Raw genomic sequence first — 17,612 nt, 5'->3', positions numbered from 1 at the left:
AATCGCCAGCTCCGGAGCCTGGAGGGTGGGGCATGATTAAATTAACATGCGTCATTACATTTCAGGGCAACCGCTAGCCTGCTGCTGCTTAAGTCATTCTATCAGCCCGCTTCCGCACAGGATGCGGGCTGATGTGCTGGAAGCGGCCTTGGAGCTCCAGCGTGGTACATAGTACCGAAAAGTTAAATGGAGGAGAAGCGATGAAATGGCTGTCATGGCTCAGGACATTCCGGTTCTGGCTTACCTTGATTTCTCTGTCGGCAATCGGGATCAATATTAGCGGTCACGATGACTATAACCTGCTGCTGGCTGCAACCAGCCCGCTGACCTGGTTAGATGAATCATTCCGTGCGGTACGGGGGGAGGCTATTCCAATCGCCGTTGTTTATCTGACCTCATTGATATTCTGGTATACGGTGGGCTATCTGCTGGACCGGCTGGTATTGCGGTTAAGATCATCCCAGAGGTGAGACTGCAAGTCCGTACCGCACGGCGGGTTCCCGGATAATCGCCGCAAGGCTACTCGCGCGGCGCCGGCTTCTCGCCCGGCCGTGCGGTGGCTGAGCGGTAGGCCGTCGGAGACTGTCCGCAGAAGCGCTTGAACTGGCGCGAGAAATACAGCGCATCCGTCAGCCCGACGGACGCGGCGACCTGCTCGACGGACAGCTCCGGGCGCTCCCGCAGCAGCTGGCGCGACTTCTCGATGCGCAGCTTGAGCAGGTAAGTGACCGGCGAGAGGCCGGTCTCCTGCTTGAAGATGCGCGAGAGGTAAGCGCGGTTATAGCCCAGGCTGCCGCACATTTGCTCAATGGATACCGGATGGGCGTACTGGGCCGCCATGTAGTGGATCATCTGCTTCACGGTCCGCTTGACCTGCGATTCGGCTCCGGGCAGGCGCGTGGCGGTGAGCTGCCCGGCGGCTTCGCCGACAATCAGGTACAGATAGCCCAGCGAAGTGAGATGGGCGCTTTCCTGATTGGCGTAGAAGGCTTGCATCATTCCGGCAAGGGCGCCGGGAATGGCGCTGCCCTCGCCGGTGGACAGCACCGGTACTTGGGGAGTAAAGCCGGCCTTCAGGACCAGCGTATCCGATTCGCTGCCGGTGAAGGCGGCCCAGCGGTAACGCCAGGGCTGATCACGGTCGGAGATATAGCTGACGAGCTGGCCGGGATGGATCAGAAAGCAGTCCCCTGCGCCCAGTGCATAGGCACGGTTCTCGCTGCGGAAGACGCCGCTGCCGGATTCGATGTAGTGGAGCAGGTAATAGTCGTAGATTTTGGGGCCGGCCTGATGCAGCGGCAGGGTCTGGCTCTCGCCCGAGAACAGCACGTGCAGGCTCTGGGTCTCATAATAAACCGGATTGGAGGCTACGGCATAAGTGTAAGTGTGCTCCATCAATTTCATTCCTTTCTTACCGCCGACAATTCCGTCCATGATGGTGAGGGGCAAACAGTACTGTTGTCTGAAATTATATACCGCTGTCCGCCGGAAGTCACATTTGTCCATGTATTCCACACATGATTGCATTATCAGGGCAAGTCTGATTTTATTATAATGGAACCATGAACGAAGCAATACCGAATACCAAGCTGAAGCGATGACAGCGAAAGGATGGGTTGGCAGTAATGAGCGTACAGGATTTGAACACAAGATTTATCGAGAAATTCGGAGAGAGCAAAGAGGAGGTAAGAGTATTCTACGCACCGGGCCGGGTGAACCTCATCGGAGAGCATCTGGATTACAACGGCGGCTATGTGCTGCCGGCGGCGCTGGATTTCGGAACGACCCTCTTGATCCGTCCGAACGGCGACGGAGTGGTGCGGTTCGCTTCCACGAACTTCCCTTATGAAGCATCCTTCGCCTACAGTGAAATCGGCGCAGCCAAAACCGGCGAATGGGTGGATTATCCGTCGGGCGTACTGGTAGAGCTGGCGAAGAAGGAGCTTCCGCTTACCCAAGGCTATGATCTTCTGTTCCACGGCGACATCCCGAACGGCTCCGGCCTCTCTTCTTCCGCCTCCATCGAGGTGGTTACCGGCTATGCCTTCCTGACCCTGCTCGGCGGGGATACCGACACGGTTGAGCTTGCCCTGCTCTCGCAGCGTGCGGAGAACCAGTATGTCGGTGTCAATTCGGGGATCATGGACCAGTTCGCGGTAGCCAACGGCAAGCGCGACCATGCCATTCTCCTGATGTGCGACACGCTGGAGTATAACCTGATTCCGTTTGTGACCGGCTCCTACAAGCTGGTGATCGGCAACACGAACAAGAAGAGAGGCCTGGTGGACTCCAAATACAACGAACGCCGCAGCCAGTGCGAAGAAGCGTTCGCCATCCTGAAGCAGGAAGTTCCCGGCTTGTCCTATCTGGCTGAAATGAAACCGGAGCAGTTTGTTCTGCATCAGGATAAAATTACCGACGAAACGGTCAGACGGCGCGCCAAGCATGTTGTGGAAGAGAACCAGCGCGTGCTGGATTCCGTGGAAGTGCTGAAGAAGAATGACCTGAAGCAGTTCGGCCTTTATATGAACGATTCGCATGTCTCGCTGCGCGATCTGTACGAAGTCAGCTGCGAGGAGCTCGATGTGATGGTGGAAGAAGCGCAGCGCATTCCGGGCACGCTCGGCTCACGGATGACCGGAGCGGGCTTCGGCGGCTGCACGGTATCGCTGGTGCATGAGGATGATGTGCAGCAGTTCATCGCCCAGGTGGGCGAGGCCTACACCCGCAGAACCGGTCTCACCGGCGAATTCTATGTCTGCAGCATCGGCAACGGCGTTGAAGAATTGAAAGGGGAGAAGTAGAAATGGCGATTTTGGTAACAGGCGGCGCAGGTTATATCGGTTCTCATACGGTAGCGGAACTATTGGACCGCGGTGAAGAGGTAGTAGTGATCGACAATCTGGTAACCGGGCACCGCGAGGCGCTGCTGGGCGGCAAGCTGTATGAGGGCGACCTGCGCGACAAGGTTACACTGAAGAAGCTCTTCTCTGAAAATGACATCGAAGCGGTAATCCACTTTGCCGCCAGCTCCGAGGTTGGCGAGAGCATGAAGAATCCGGCCAAATATTACGACAACAATGTCTACGGCACCCTCTGCCTGCTCGAAGCGATGCAGGAAGCCGGCGTGAATAAAATCGTCTTCTCCTCCACTGCTGCAACCTACGGCGAGCCGGAAAAGCTGCCGATCGAGGAAGGTGACCGCACCCAGCCGAAGAATGTGTACGGTGAAACGAAGCTGACCATGGAGCGCATGATGGCCTGGTTCGACCAGGTCAGCGGCATCAAATACGTTGCGCTGCGCTACTTCAACGCTTCCGGCGCACATAAGAGCGGCAAGATCGGTGAGGACCACCGTCCGGAGAGCCATCTGATTCCGCTGGTGTTGCAGGCCGCGCTGAAGCAGCGCGCAAGCATCGCGGTCTTCGGTGAAGACTATCCTACTGAAGACGGGTCCTGCGTCCGGGACTACATCCATGTCACCGACCTGGGCGACGCGCATATCCGCGCGGTAGATTATCTGCGCGGCGGCAACGACAGCAATGTCTTCAACCTGGGCAATGGCCAGGGCTTCTCGGTCAAGCAGGTCATTGAGACAGCGAAGCAGGTAACCGGCCTCGACATTCCGGTAATGATCCAGGAGCGCCGCGGCGGAGACCCTGCCGTGCTGGTTGCCTCATCGGATAAAGCCCGCTCCGTGCTCGGCTGGAATCCGCAGTATCCCGATCTGGCCGACATTATCCGGAGCGCCTGGAACTGGCATTCCGAGAATCCGCAGGGTTACGGAAAATAAGCTCAGCACCGTGAATAAGGAGAATTTACATGACTAGCGAAAATAACGCTTCACCCGCGGCACAAAAGGCGCTCCTGGCCATTGAGCAGCTGGTACTGTTCGCTCTGCATAAAGAGCTGATCCAGCCTGCAGACGTGGATTACAGCCGCAATGAGCTGCTCGACCAGTTCGGCTTCAGCGAGCCATATCCGGCGGAGTTCAGCGAAGCTCCGCTGGAGAGTCCGCAGGGGCCGCTCGACAGCCTGATCGACTACGGGTTTGAAATCGGGCTGATTCCCGAGAATACGGACACGTACCGCGATCTGCTGGACGCCAAGATTATGGGCCTCCTGATGGCTCGTCCGTCGGAGGTCAATGCCGAATTTAACCGTCTCAAAGACGGGCAGGGCATACAGGCGGCCACCGACCGTTTTTACCAGTTAAGCATTGATTCGAACTATATCCGCATGGACCGCGTCTCCAAGAATGTCTATTGGCTGCAGGATTCGCCGTACGGCGATATCGAGATGACCATTAATCTGTCCAAGCCGGAGAAGAGTCCCAAGGAAATCGCCATGGCCCGGCTGCTGCCGCCGCCGGTGTACCCGAAATGCCAGCTTTGCCGCGAGAATGTCGGCTATGCCGGAAGGGTGAACCATCCGCCGCGCCAGAATCTGCGGATCATCCCGCTGGAGATGAACAAGGAGAAATGGTTCTTCCAGTACTCGCCGTATGTGTATTACAACGAGCATTGCATTGTGTTCCATCATGACCATGTGCCGATGAAGCTGACCAAGGATACGCTGAAACGGCTGCTCGGGTTCGTGGAAGCTTTCCCGCACTATTTCATCGGCTCCAATGCCGATCTGCCGATTGTCGGCGGCTCGATTCTGACGCATGACCACTTCCAGGGCGGACGTCATACCTTCCCGATCCAGAAGGCCCCGAAGGAAGATACCTTCACACACGGAAGCTACCCGGGTGTAAGCATCAGCATCGTTAAATGGCCAATGTCGGTGCTGCGCCTGCACAGCGCGGACCCGGCGGTGCTGCTGGAGTGCGGCAACGACATCTACGAAGCCTGGATGACCTACAGCGACCCGGCGGCCGACGTTCTGGCTGCAAGCGAGGTAGACGGGGAATCCGTGCGTCACAATACGGTTACGCCGATTGTGCGCCGTGCCGAGGACGGCGGATTCGAGATGGATCTGGTGCTGCGCAACAACCGGACCAGCGAGGAATATCCGGAAGGGATCTTCCATCCGCACCGGGAAATGCATCACATCAAGAAGGAGAACATCGGCCTGATTGAAGTGATGGGGCTGGCAATTCTGCCGGGCCGCCTCAAGGAAGAGCTGGATGAGGTTGCCGGCATTCTGGCCGGAGACGGCCAATTGCTGCAAGCAGTGCAGTCCGACCCTCAGCATAAGCTGGCTCAGCATGCCGCCTGGATTCAGGAGCTGGTGGAGCGCTTTGGTACGGGCAACGGCCGCGAGGAAGCGGTTAAACTGATCCGTAATGAGGTCGGTATCAAATTCACACATATTCTTGAGCACGCCGGCGTATACAAGCGGACCGAGGAAGGACAGGCAGCCTTCCGCCGGTTCGTCAGCAGCTTCGGCGCGCAGCAATAAATTGAAATGTCCCCCGCCTTATCCGGCGGGGGACATTTTTAAATGTATGATCTTTCCGCTTGATTTGAATGCGACTGTCCGGAGGTCTATAATATACAATTGCACCGAAACATATAAAACTACTGGAGGTTTGATTCCATGCGCAAGTTTGAATTTTACAATCCCACCAAGCTGATTTTTGGACAAGGAACCCTGCAGGCGTTGCGTACGGAAGTGCCGAAATACGGCAAGAACGTGCTTCTGATGTACGGAGGCGGCAGCATCAAGCGCAGCGGCCTTTACGATAATGTGCTTTCCGAACTGAATGCCATCGGCGCTGAAGTGACGGAGCTCGCCGGAGTGGAGCCGAACCCGCGTTTATCCACGGTACATAAAGGAGTAGAGCTTTGCCGTGAGCATGGCATCGATCTCATTCTCGCCGTAGGCGGCGGCAGCGTGCTGGACTGCGCCAAGGCCGTGGCCGTCGGCGCGAAATATGAAGGCGACATGTGGGACTTCGTGGAGCGCAAAGCCGCTCCGCAGGCTGCGCTGCCGCTGGGCACAGTGCTGACCATGGCCGCGACGGGCTCCGAAATGAACAGCGGCTCGGTCATCACGAACGAAGTGACCAAGGAAAAGATGGGCTGGGGCAGCGTGCATGCCTTCCCGGCGTTCTCGATCCTTGATCCGGTGAACACCTTCTCCCTGCCGCGTGATCAGACCGTCTACGGCATGGTTGACATCATGTCGCATGTGCTGGAGCACTATTTCCATACGGACGGCAACACGCCGGTACAGGACGGCTTCTGCGAGACGCTGCTGCGCACTGTCATCGAGACCGCTCCGAAGCTGATTGAAGACCTGGAGAATTATGAGCTGCGCGAGACGATCATGTACTGCGGCACGATGGCACTGAACGGCATGGTCAGCATGGGCTTTGCCGGCGACTGGGCTACCCATAATATCGAGCACGCCGTGTCGGCTGTATACGACATTCCGCATGGCGGCGGTCTGGCCATCCTGTTCCCGCACTGGATGCGCTACAATCTCAGCACGAATCCGGCCCGCTTCCGCCAGCTGGCCGTCAATGTCTTCGGCGTGGATGCCTCCGGCAAGACCGACGAGGAAGCCGGGCTGGAAGGCATTGAAGCGCTGCGCCGCTTCTGGGATTCCATCGGCGCGCCGAAGGCGCTGGCTGATTACGAGATCGACGACAGCGAGATCGGTGCTATGGCCGATAAAGCCGTGCGTTTCGGCCCGTTCGGCAACTTCCGCAAGCTGCAGCGCGAGGATGTCGTGGAAATTTACAAGCTGGCGTTGTAAGAATACAAGAGCTTGCGAATCTACACCTATAGATTATTGGTGCAATAAGGCAACAGCCGCCCCCGGACAGGGGCGGCTGTTGCCTTATGCCTTAACACTGAGCTGTTCCGTCATATCAAGAAATTCGATTATTGCAGCTTGATATTATATTCCTTGCTCAGATAGCTGTGAATCCGTTTGAAATCGGCAGACGTTAAGTCGGCCAGCGGCTTGTTCTCCCGGCCTAATATAATGCCGATGGTCTGCGCCGCGAGCGCGGTGGTCGCCATGATCCGTGCGCTGCCATAGGCCTTGATGTCGGCGCCGACATTTTTGCCAGTGACAAGCACGTTATTGTAGGATTTCAGTTCAAAAGAGCGCAGCGGCAGGCCATAGCGGTCCGGCTTGCCGAAGCCGATGCCTGTCGGGATTGCCCGGGTGCCCTGCAGGTCAACGGAATAGCCGCCGATGCTGACATTGTCATAGAACATCCGGCTGCTCATCAGGTCATTGTAGCTCAGCACATATTTGGTGGTGTAGCGGTTATAGTCGCGGATGTAGAGATATTCCGGAAAGCCGTTCAGCTCCGCCTTGGCAAACCCCGGGATGCTGCTGCGCAGAAAGCTCAGAATCCGGGGAGCTTCGGCTTTAGCCCTGTCTATTGCCGACTGCACAGATTTAGGATCTGCAGGATTTACATCATAGATAAGCAGAGCGTTGATAATTACCTGCCCGTTCTTCTGATAGGCCGCGTTCAGGCCGCGCAGCTTCAGCAGCTTGTCCTTGGTGGCAAATTTAGCGGTAATGTTGCTGAAGCCGGTGGCAAAATGCCAGTCCACATAAGTATTAGGTCCATATTTCTTGCGGACGTTGGTCAAAGGGTAATCCTCAAGAATGCTCTGGTGCAGCTTGCCCCAGTCCACGTTCTTGAAGTTCAGCATATAAGTAGCCGCCATATAATCCGGCTTCTTGCCGTTATAGATGGTCTCCATGCCCGGAATCCGCGCATCACTCAATTTGCCGCTCAAAGCAGTATAATCGGTGTTCTCCACCCAATAGCGTGCTTGAACAGTATAGTGGGTGCCGTCTTTGCCGGAGTAGTCCAGTGATTTCAGCGACTGTCCGCCGGAAAGCTTCTGGACATTGACTTTCCCGAGCGTAACTCCGCTCTTTAGCGGAATTCCGGAGATCAGCTTGTCGTAGTAGCGTTTGAAGTCGGCCGCTTTGCGGATCGTCCCCGCCTTGTAGCCATTCAGGAGATTCTTGATTTCCCCCTGGACCAGGCTCTGTTTCTTATTGTCGTTTACATCATCCAGAAAAATCATCTGTCCCTGGATCAATTCGCCGCCGGGCTTGCTGCGGGGATCGAGAATCAGCACCTTCAAGCCTGCTTTGTGTGCTTCACGGGCGAGCAGGACGCCTTGGATTTCACTTCCGACCACGACGACATCGTAGCTTTGTTGGATGGATGTGGTGGAACCGGCGGCGGCCGTACCGGCCTGCAAGCCGGGGATCATCAGCTGCAGAATCAATACGGCGGCCAGCAGTCCCGGGAGGATGCGAAATCTTTTTACAAATGTGATCATTTACTTCTGTGCTCCTGACTGTTGTTGGTTTTGATGCTTTATGCAAGATAGACCAGATTAAAGCAACCATTCTATCTTAATTAAGCCTGTGCCTTGTGTCTGTGAAAAAGTTGAGGTTTGTTGCACATCGTGAGCAGAATCCTTAAATCATTAAGGCGCAGCCTGTTCCCGAAAAATTTCCTTTGCATCCTGCGGCAACTGACGCACCGTTTCCAGATATAACGTCATGCCCTCATCATCTTCTTTCCGGTAGGTGTATCCGAAATGTGCCGCTACTTCCTCAGCTAGTACCCTGAATAGCGCGCAGGTAGATTCGACCGCTTTCCAGAAGCCTTCATAACTGCCGTCTGCATATGTATTTACGTACAGCTCCCAGTGCCCCGCCGGCAGATATTGCTTGAAATATTTGCCCAGCTTGCCCGCCGAGACCTCAAAGTCATGCTCTATGCCCACACTCCAGGAGACCATCCGGTCCAGCATGTCCCGAACATATTGATCAAACATACGCTTGGCGTAGGGGAGTTCATCCCGCCAAATACCCTTGGCGACGTTCTGCAGGCACCACCAGAATTCGTTGCAGCAGACGGCGAACTCCATTTCTGAAGGCGGTTTGACCCGGTAGTCGATATCCGTTGCCGGGGGAATCGGCGGCAGGCATGCATCCTTATCCAGCAGCAGAACCGTCAGCTTGTCCGCAGTGAATTCCGGCAGCGACGCTTCCAGGGTCTGGACATGCAGGTCGATCCGGTTGCCGTCTGTGAAGAGCATCAGATAACCGTAGCTGCGCGACAAGTCCGGCGTTCCGTCATCGAAATAGAAATATTGGCTGTTCTTCTCCGGCTCCTGGAGAATGAGGCGGGGACCGAATATGTCGATCCACCCTTCATCGCGGATAAATGATTCGGTGTCGGTGACCACATACACGATATCATAATCCTGGAATATATCCCGGGGAGCGTGCGGATTGGTGCGGGAGCCGTTCATATACACTGCACGGATTCGCTCATCCTTCCGGGCAACTCCCATAATCAGCTCCAGCATCTCTTGTTCATTTCGCAAAGGTGCGTTCACCTCACCATCAAGATTTTAACTCTGTCGGGTCCAAAATATGACTGCATACGTTACCATTAAGTGTAGCAAATGAACCGCGGGTCTTCCATAGGATCCCAGTAAAGGTTACAATACTGATATAATTACCCAGGTTTGTGAAACCAAGGACACAGTTTTGGCGTTTATACTGATACGACAGTCCGGAAATCATCGACAGGGGGGATCATATGCAAACGCTGTATTTGGGCTGTTTGGCACTCGGCGTTATCTTTGCTTTCGTCAGCGTGCTGCTGGGGGATGTGATCGGAGATGCGCTGGACGGAATTACAGATGCGTTGTCCTTTGACTTCGTCAATCCGGCCGTCATTGCGGGAGGGGTTACCGTATTCGGCGGTGCGGGCATTTTGCTTACACGTTACACAGGGCTTGAACCAGGGGCCGTCCTTGCACTGTCTCTGTTGATCGCCGCGTTTATGGGGCTGGTGCTCTATCTGGCCGTCATCAGGCCAACCCGGAACAGTGAGACTTCCACCGGCTTCTCCATGGCGGAGCTGGCGGGGAGAATCGGTGAAGTCACGGTGCCGGTTCCGGCACAGGGCTACGGCGAGATTATGGTAAGGTTCGGAGCAAGCAACAGTCTGCACACGGCGGCGAGCTTTGACCGTCTGCCCTTGCCTGCCGGAAGCCGGGCGGTGGTGGTGGAGGTCCGTGAGGGCGTCGCACTTGTAACAGAATTTGATGACCAAAGAGGAGTGGATGTGTAAATGTTTGGAATTCCTGATTTTCTGTTTATCCCTGCGGTGGTTGTCGCCGTATTGCTGGTGCTGGGTATCGCCTTCTGGGCCCGCTACAAGACGGTGGGTCCCGACGAAGCGATGATCGTCACCGGTTCGTTCCTCGGCAGCAGCCATATATCCGATGACGGCTCAGGCCGCAAGATCAAGATCGTCCGCGGCGGCGGTGCGTTCATCCTGCCGGTGTTCCAGAAGGCGGAATTTACGTCACTGCTCTCCCATAAGCTCGATGTGACAACGCCGGAGGTATATACCGAGCAAGGCGTACCCGTCATCGCCGACGGCGTGGCCATTATCAAGGTCGGCAGCTCCGTTGAAGATGTGGCGACGGCAGCCGAGCAGTTCATGGGCAAGCCGATTGAAGCGCTGAAGAGCGAGGCCCAGGAAGTGCTGGAGGGCCATCTGCGGGCCATTCTCGGTACGATGACCGTGGAGGAAGTATACCGCAACCGTGACCGCTTCGCCCAGGAGGTGCAGGGAGTGGCGGCACGGGACCTCAAGAAGATGGGTCTGCAGATCGTCTCCTTCACCATCAAGGATGTCCGCGACAAGCATGGATACCTGGAAGCCCTCGGTAAGCCGCGGATCGCAGCGGTGAAGCGGGATGCGGAAATCGCCGAAGCAGAAGCATTGCGGGATGCCCGTATCCAGAAAGCGAATGCAGAGGAGCAGGGTCAAAAGGCGGAGCTGCTGCGTGACACGAACATCGCTGAGGCGTCCAAGGAGAATCAGCTGAAGGTTGCGTCCTTTAAGCGCGAGCAGGATACGGCGAAGGCGGAAGCCGATCAGGCGTATCATATTCAGGAAGCGCGCGCCAAGCAGATTGTGGTCGAGGAGCAGATGAAGGTCGAGCTCGTCCGCAAGGAGCGGGAAATCGACCTGCAGGGCAAGGAAATCCAGGTCCGCGAGAAGCAGTATGATGCGGAAGTGAAGAAGAAAGCGGAGGCTGACCGTTATGCGGTAGAGCAGGCGGCGGAAGCCGACAAGGCACGGCGGATGCGTGAGGCCGATGCCGTGCAGTACAGCATTGAGACACAGGCGAAGGCAACTGCCGAGCAGAAACGCCTGGAAGGCTTGGCTGTCGCCGACGCCGAGCTGGCCAAAGGTAAAGCGGAGTCCGAAGTCATCCGGCTGCGCGGTCTGGCGGAAGCGGAAGCCAAGGAGAAGCTGGCCGAAGCATTCCAGAAGTTCGGTGAGGCTGCGGTGCTCGATATCATCGTCAAGATGCTGCCTGAGCTGGCCGGCAAGATCGCCGAGCCGCTGGCTTCGATTGATAAGCTGACGGTCGTTGACACCGGTAACGGTGAAGGTGCGGCCCGGGTCAGCAACTATGTCACCCAATTGATGGCGACCGCTCCCCAGATGCTGAAGGATGTCTCCGGCATTGATGTGGAGGGGCTGATCAAGGGGCTGACCAAAGGCGGAGCCGCCAAGCCGGAAATTAAGCCAGAGATTAAACCGGCAATCAAGCCTGCACCGGCTGTGGCCCCTGTGCCTGAGCAGCCGGTAGGCGAATAAGCAGGGATAAGACGACGAGGTATGGCGGACGGCATAAGGTCTGCCATACCTTTACTTTAACTGGAGACAGGAGGCTGTATATGCAGCTGCAACTGGATAATATCCGCAAGAAGTTTGGTGATAAGCCCGTACTGAAAGGCATTGATTATACCTTTGAAAAAGGCAAAATATACGGCCTGCTCGGACGCAATGGAGCAGGGAAAACCTCGCTGTTCAACTGCCTGAGCGGAGAAATCCGCATGGACAGCGGCGGGGTTTTTTTACGGCAGGGGGATGTCAGCCAGCCGCTTGGCGAGGAGGATGTCGGATATGTCTTCTCACTGCCGGTGCTGCCGGAGTTTCTGACCGGCTATGAGTTTGTGAAATTTTACCTGGATATCAACAAGGATAAGATTGCCGGAGCCAGAACGATCGACGAATACTTCGAGATGATGCGGATCGAGCCGGAAGACCGGCACCGCCTGATCAAGGGGTACTCCCACGGAATGAAGAACAAGCTGCAGATGCTGCTCTTTATCATTGACCGCCCGCCGGTCATCCTGCTGGATGAGCCGCTGACCTCCTTTGATGTGGTTGTCGCGCTGGAGATCAAGAACCTGCTGCGCAGCATGAAGAAGGATCACATCATTATCTTTTCTACGCATATTCTGCAGCTTGCCGCCGATCTCTGCGATGAGCTGGTCATCCTGAACAATGGCCTGCTGCAGGAAATTCCCTCCGCCATGCTGCAAAGCCCGGAATTTGAACAGCAGGTTATTGAAATGCTAAAGGACGGGCACGGCGATGCTTAGGACGCTGCGCAGCATAATGGAAATCCGTGGGGCTTCCGGGGCGAACCGGCTGATCTATTATTTCCGGAGAATTCCGCTTCTTGGGAGAATGATGAAGGAAGGGATGTATGCCCGGGCGGAGCTGAAACAGGCGCTGACGGTGATTGTGCAAATCCTCAGGGTGCTGTGGGGGTTCCTGGGGAAGTTTATGTATCTTGGAATTGTAATCTATTGGCCCGTTACCGCGGTTGGCAACGATTTGCCGCCGCAGGAGCAATACGGTCTGTACCTGCAGATGATACTGCTGCTCAGCTTCGCGCTTGCAGGTGTCTCCAGTGCGGTTATCCTGGAGCCAAAGCTGGACAAATATATCTGCGTCAAGCTGATGCGGCTGCCGGCCCGTGCGTATATGCGCTCCACGATGACGCTGCGCTGCCTGTCCTTCGGGATCTATTTCGCCCCGGCAATGATGGTGTTCGCCCATATGCTGCAGGCTCCCCTCTGGCAAGGCGCACTGCTGGCGTTGCTGCTGGCATCCTGGCGGACCTTGTGTGAAGCGCTGCATTTATGGCTTTTTGACCGGACGGAAATCGTGCTGGTGAAACAAACGGCTGTCGTCTGGATCGTGCTTGGGCCGGGATTTATTCTTGGTGCCTTTATGCTGTATGCGGGAGTATCGTTCATCGAACCGGAGTGGCTGTTTAATCTGCCGGTTGTGCTGGCTATCCTTCTGGCAGGGGGAGCGGCTGGCCTGTACATCGCCAGATACGGGAATTACCGGAAGGCGGTTGATGCCGTAAGCAAAATTGACGAGCCGCTCCTCAACATGGGCCGGATGATGAAGGATGCCCAGGCGAAGGATATCCGTTCCGATGAGGAACAGGCAGTCCTGCGGCCTGGCCACGCGGCATATGAAGACAAGACCGGCTATGCCTATCTGAACGCCATCTTCTTCGCCCGTCACAAGCGTCTCCTGATCCAGCCGCTCCAGCGCTGTCTGGCAGGCTGCGCCGTTCTGCTGTGCGGAGGATTGCTGGCACTTGCACTGTCCCCGGAGCTATTCATCGCTCCGGCACAATATTTGCGCTCCGGGATGCTGGTGCTGATCTTTGTAATGGCCTTTATCACCACCGGAGAAAAGGCCTGTAAGGCCATGTTTTATAACTGTGATATGAGCCTCTTGCGGTACGGGTTCTACCGCAAGCAGGGTGCGGTCATGAGCAACTTCCGCATCCGGCTGGCACGTATCTCCGGGCTTAATCTGATTGCGGCCGTGGCGATCGGACTGGCGGTCAATCTGCCGCTGCTGCTGTCGCCTGCGGATTGGATTATATGGGATGCTGCGCTCTTTTTCATGGCGGTTATCGGACTTGCGCTGTTCTACTCTGTGCATCATCTGTTTATGTACTACATGTTTCAGCCGTACGGCACGGAGATGAACATCAAGAACCCGTTCTTTATGGTGGTCAACAGCCTCGTGATGGCTGTCGGGGGCGTCGGCCTTGTGCTGAGAAGCAATGCGGAATTTTTTGCGCCGGCTGCGCTGGTCCTGGCTTTGGTCTATGCTGTGCTGGCATTGATTCTGGTCCGCAGATTTCATGCGAAGACCTTTCGGCTGAAATAAATGCACAAGCTGTGTGCGGATAGCTAACGGGATATTTTTTATAGCAGGGCGGTCTGAAGTTTAGCTTGAAGTTTGGCTGATGCAGTCCGTATAATGGAGACTAGCCTTTTTGTCTGTAGGCTGTTCATGTGAAGTTCGAATCTAAAGAGGTGTTATGGTGAGCAGCATCACAGTGGCCAAGGTCCTGAACAATAATGTAATTATCGCCGAGCATCCGCAATTTTCCGAGGTCGTTGTAATCGGCAAGGGCATTGGCTTCAACCGCAAAGCCCATGACCGCATCAATCTGGCTTCTGTCGAGAAGATGTTCATTCTCCGCAGCCAGGAGGAACAGGAGCAGTACAAGCAGCTCGTTCCCCAGGTGGAGGAGAAGCTGATTGAAGTTGTCCAGGAAATCGTCCTGCATATTATGCAGAATAGCGGCCAGGGCCTGAACGAGCATATCCATACGGCGCTTACGGATCATATTTCCTTTGCGATCCGCCGCCAGGAGCAGCATATCCCGATCCACAACCCGTTTCTGTATGAGACGAAGGAGATGTACCCGCAGGAATATAATCTCGCCGAGCATGCCATTGAGCGGATCAACACGGCCATGAAGGTGTCGCTTCCTCCCGATGAGGTTGGATTCGTCGCCCTGCATATCGTCAGCGCGCTGAGCAACCGGCATATTTCCGAAGTCAGGGCGCATTCACTGCTGATCGGCGACCTGGTTGGCCTGGTGGAAGACAGCCTTGAATACCGGGTGCCGCGCGATTCACTCGATTACTCCCGGCTGGTGACACATCTGCGGTTCGTGCTGGAACGGCTGCGCCGGGGAGAGACCGTGCGGGAAACCTCATCTCTGGACGGGCTGATGAAGCGTGAGTATCCCGAGATGTACATGCTGGCCTGGAAGCTGACAAAGGTCATTGAACAGCGGATGCATATCCCGGTATATCCGGCCGAGGTCAGTTATTTGACGATCCATTTGCAGCGCCTGGCGCAGAAGAAAGAAGACGAAGAGGAAATGCACCGCTGAAAAAGAGTCTTGCAACATCAAATAATCGGTGCTACAATGATCCCTGTTAATAAACGATAACAGAATACCGAACGTGTTACTGATTCGATCAGGCATGAGTGATTTACAGATTTATGGTTGTTTCGCCCCAAGTCGGGGCAATCTAACTTCAACGTTAGGTTAACATTCCATAACTGTGTTGCTCATGCCTTTTTTGGCGTTCTGTTGAAACCTAGACCAAGGAAGTGAAATTATGTTCAAAAAGTTATTCGGCGTTCTGCAAAGAGTCGGTAAAGCGCTGATGCTTCCGGTGGCCATTCTGCCGGCTGCCGGCCTCCTGCTCGGTATCGGCAACATGCTGGTCAACCCTGACTTCCTGCAGTACGTGCCTGCACTGGAAAATGACACGATTCAAGCTGTCGCCAACGTGTTAATGAATTCAGGACAGATTGTTTTTGACAATCTCTCGCTGCTGTTCGCCGTTGGGGTAGCGATCGGTTTGGCCGGCGGTGAAGGCGTTGCGGGTCTTGCCGCCATTATCGGCTTCCTGGTCATGAACGTGACCATGGGAACGGTCCTGGGGATCAACGACTATGTCTTGAGCAAGCAGGACTTTGCCTATGCCAGCGTGCTGGGGATTCCGACGCTGCAGACAGGGGTATTCGGCGGTATACTCGTCGGGATACTCGCAGCATCCATGTACAACCGTTTCTTCCGTATCGAGCTGCCGTCTCATCTGGGCTTCTTCGCGGGTAAGCGCTTTGTACCGATTATGACGGCGGTGACCTCGCTGCTGCTCGGTTTGCTGCTGTGCCTGATCTGGCCGCCGATCCAGCACGGTCTGAACTATGTATCCCAGAGTATGATCAACACGAATCTGACGCTGTCCGCGTTCATCTTCGGGGTGATCGAGCGCTCTTTGATCCCGTTCGGCCTGCACCATATCTTCTATTCGCCGTTCTGGTATGAGTTCGGCAGCTATATCAACCATGCGGGTGAGCTGATCCGCGGGGACCAGCGTATCTTCATGTCGCAGCTGCGCGACGGTGTGGAATTTACTGCCGGTACCTTCACTACAGGTAAATATCCGTTCATGATGTTCGGCCTTCCGGCCGCGGCGCTGGCTATCTACCATGAGTCCAAACCGGAGAACCGCAAGATTGTCGGCAGTTTGATGGTGTCCGCCGCATTGACTTCGTTCCTGACGGGGATTACCGAGCCGCTGGAATTCTCCTTCCTGTTCGTGGCTCCGCTGCTGTTCGCGGTGCATGCCGTATTCGCCGGCTTGTCGTTTATGACGATGCATCTACTGGACGTTAAGATTGGGATGACCTTTTCCGGCGGCTTTATCGACTATGTGCTGTTCGGCATTATTCCGAACCGTACATCCTGGTGGCTCGTTATTCCGGTGGGTCTGGTCATTGCGGTCATCTACTATTTCGGCTTCCGCTGGGTTATCCGCAAGTTCAACCTGAAGACCCCGGGCCGGGAAGAGCCTGAGGATGATAAAGAAGAAGTCAATACCGAAAGCGTGTCGAAGACCGGCGACGATCTGCCGCGCAACATATTGTCGGCTCTCGGCGGCAGCCAGAACATTGTCCATCTGGACGCTTGTATCACTCGGCTGCGAGTTGAAGTCAAAGACAAGGGCGGGGTGGATAAGAACCGTCTGAAGAAGCTTGGAGCTTCCGGTGTGCTTGAGGTCGGGAACAACGTACAGGCGATCTTCGGTACCCGTTCCGATACGATCAAGTCGCAAATTCAGGACGTCATGAGCGGCAGAACGCCTGTTGCGGCACCAGCAGCAGCTGCGCCGCAGCCCGAACTGGAGCAGCAAGCCGGTGTAAACGGTACGGCGATTATCTCTGAAGATATCGTCTCTCCGGTCAACGGCGAGCTGCTGGACATTACCGAGGTTCCGGATGCCGTATTCTCGCAAAAGATGACCGGCGATGGCTTCGCCTTCCTGTCCAGCGACGGCAAGATTGCTTCGCCGGTTTACGGCAAAGTGTTCAATGTGTTCCCAAGCAAGCACGCGGTCGGCATTATGTCCGACGGCGGCAAGGAAGTGCTTGTGCATATCGGGGTCAACACCGTCAAGCTGAAGGGTCAGGGCTTTACTGTTCTGGTCCAAGAGGGTGATCTGGTGGCCGCCGGCCAGCCGATTATGGAAGTAGATCTGGAATATGTGAAGGCCCATGCGCCATCCGTTATTTCTCCGGTAATCTTCTCCAATCTGCCTGAAGGCTCATCGGTTACGCTGAAGAAACCCGGTAAGGTGTCCATCGGCGACAAGGATATTATCAGCATCCAGTAACATGTACCATGGCGCTGCGCTTCTCCTTGCGGGGGAGGCGCCGTCTCCCTATATATGTATCCCAAATTAACAGAAAGCGAGTTGGATCTCATGCAAACAACATTCAGAATTATCGACGAAGACGGAATTCATGCACGTCCGGCGACTGCGCTGGTCAATACAGCTACTAAATTCAAGGACACGGAAGCCTTCGCGGAAGCCAAAGGCAAGAAGGTAACCCTGAAATCCATCCTGGGCGTACTGTCCCTGGGGCTGGAAACCGGCGA

The 17,612-nt window shown here is 55.5% G+C and carries 15 protein-coding genes; 12 read left to right on the top strand and 3 right to left on the bottom strand.

The genetic code is table 11. The features are described 5' to 3' along the window. The first annotated feature begins 200 nt into the window (after positions 1-200). The gene (locus F1379_RS23405; RefSeq protein WP_150274542.1) at positions 201-470 is read left to right on the top strand and encodes a hypothetical protein; all 270 of its coding nucleotides are present in this window, start codon (positions 201-203) and stop codon (positions 468-470) included. Between the two features lie 49 nt (positions 471-519). Here the strand turns inward: F1379_RS23405 and F1379_RS23400 are convergent, their stop codons facing one another. Further along, the gene (locus tag F1379_RS23400; protein ID WP_150274710.1) at positions 520-1,398 is read right to left on the bottom strand and encodes an AraC family transcriptional regulator; all 879 of its coding nucleotides are present in this window, start codon (positions 1,396-1,398) and stop codon (positions 520-522) included. A gap of 227 nt (positions 1,399-1,625) precedes the next feature. Between F1379_RS23400 and F1379_RS23395 the strand changes: the two genes are divergently transcribed. The 4 genes from F1379_RS23395 (at position 1,626) to F1379_RS23380 (ending at position 6,708) form a co-directional block, all read left to right on the top strand. Beyond that, on the top strand, positions 1,626-2,804 hold the full coding sequence (locus F1379_RS23395) for a galactokinase (protein WP_150274539.1): 1,179 nt from the start codon (positions 1,626-1,628) through the stop codon (positions 2,802-2,804). A 2-nt stretch (positions 2,805-2,806) separates the two neighbouring features. After that, complete coding sequence (gene galE, locus F1379_RS23390; protein WP_150274536.1) at positions 2,807-3,793, top strand: UDP-glucose 4-epimerase GalE; 987 nt, start codon at positions 2,807-2,809, stop codon at positions 3,791-3,793. 29 nt (positions 3,794-3,822) lie between these two features. After that, on the top strand, positions 3,823-5,406 hold the full coding sequence (locus F1379_RS23385; protein WP_150274533.1) for a UDP-glucose--hexose-1-phosphate uridylyltransferase: 1,584 nt from the start codon (positions 3,823-3,825) through the stop codon (positions 5,404-5,406). A 138-nt stretch (positions 5,407-5,544) separates the two neighbouring features. After that, positions 5,545-6,708, top strand: coding sequence for an iron-containing alcohol dehydrogenase (locus tag F1379_RS23380; protein ID WP_150274530.1), 1,164 nt, complete (start codon positions 5,545-5,547; stop codon positions 6,706-6,708). 128 nt (positions 6,709-6,836) lie between these two features. On the opposite strand, the gene F1379_RS23375 is transcribed toward F1379_RS23380, so the two are convergent. Both F1379_RS23375 and F1379_RS23370 read right to left on the bottom strand, forming a co-directional pair. Further along, on the bottom strand, positions 6,837-8,273 hold the full coding sequence (locus F1379_RS23375; protein ID WP_150274528.1) for an FAD-dependent oxidoreductase: 1,437 nt from the start codon (positions 8,271-8,273) through the stop codon (positions 6,837-6,839). 150 nt (positions 8,274-8,423) lie between these two features. Further along, complete coding sequence (locus F1379_RS23370) at positions 8,424-9,332, bottom strand: aminoglycoside 6-adenylyltransferase (RefSeq protein WP_150274526.1); 909 nt, start codon at positions 9,330-9,332, stop codon at positions 8,424-8,426. Between the two features lie 218 nt (positions 9,333-9,550). Here F1379_RS23370 and F1379_RS23365 point away from each other — a divergent pair, with 218 nt between their 5' ends. From F1379_RS23365 to F1379_RS23335, 7 genes are all read left to right on the top strand, one after another. Then, complete coding sequence (locus F1379_RS23365; protein ID WP_150274524.1) at positions 9,551-10,087, top strand: NfeD family membrane protein; 537 nt, start codon at positions 9,551-9,553, stop codon at positions 10,085-10,087. After that, positions 10,088-11,635, top strand: a complete 1,548-nt coding sequence (locus F1379_RS23360; protein ID WP_239004781.1) for a flotillin family protein — start codon at positions 10,088-10,090, stop codon at positions 11,633-11,635. 80 nt (positions 11,636-11,715) lie between these two features. Further along, positions 11,716-12,426: an ABC transporter ATP-binding protein gene (locus F1379_RS23355; RefSeq protein WP_150274522.1), complete on the top strand. Its 711-nt coding sequence runs from the start codon at positions 11,716-11,718 to the stop codon at positions 12,424-12,426. Continuing rightward, entirely contained in the window at positions 12,419-14,029 is a 1,611-nt protein-coding gene (locus F1379_RS23350; protein ID WP_150274520.1) for a hypothetical protein, read from the top strand. The genes F1379_RS23355 and F1379_RS23350 overlap by 8 nt, the downstream gene beginning before the upstream one ends. A gap of 157 nt (positions 14,030-14,186) precedes the next feature. Next, positions 14,187-15,050, top strand: a complete 864-nt coding sequence (gene glcT / locus F1379_RS23345) for a glucose PTS transporter transcription antiterminator GlcT (protein WP_150274518.1) — start codon at positions 14,187-14,189, stop codon at positions 15,048-15,050. A 232-nt stretch (positions 15,051-15,282) separates the two neighbouring features. Further along, positions 15,283-17,346 carry a glucose-specific PTS transporter subunit IIBC gene (gene ptsG / locus F1379_RS23340; RefSeq protein WP_150274516.1) on the top strand — a complete coding sequence of 688 codons (2,064 nt, stop codon included), beginning with the start codon at positions 15,283-15,285 and terminating at the stop codon, positions 17,344-17,346. A 90-nt stretch (positions 17,347-17,436) separates the two neighbouring features. Next, positions 17,437-17,612, top strand: a 176-nt coding sequence (locus F1379_RS23335) for an HPr family phosphocarrier protein (RefSeq protein ID WP_150274514.1), incomplete at its 3' end; no start/stop codon positions are given.

Origin of the sequence: Paenibacillus tepidiphilus (assembly GCF_008635795.1) — a bacterium.
Taxonomy (GTDB): Bacteria; Bacillota; Bacilli; order Paenibacillales; family Paenibacillaceae; genus Paenibacillus_AQ; species Paenibacillus_AQ tepidiphilus.
This window is presented reverse-complemented; position numbering and strand designations above follow the sequence as displayed.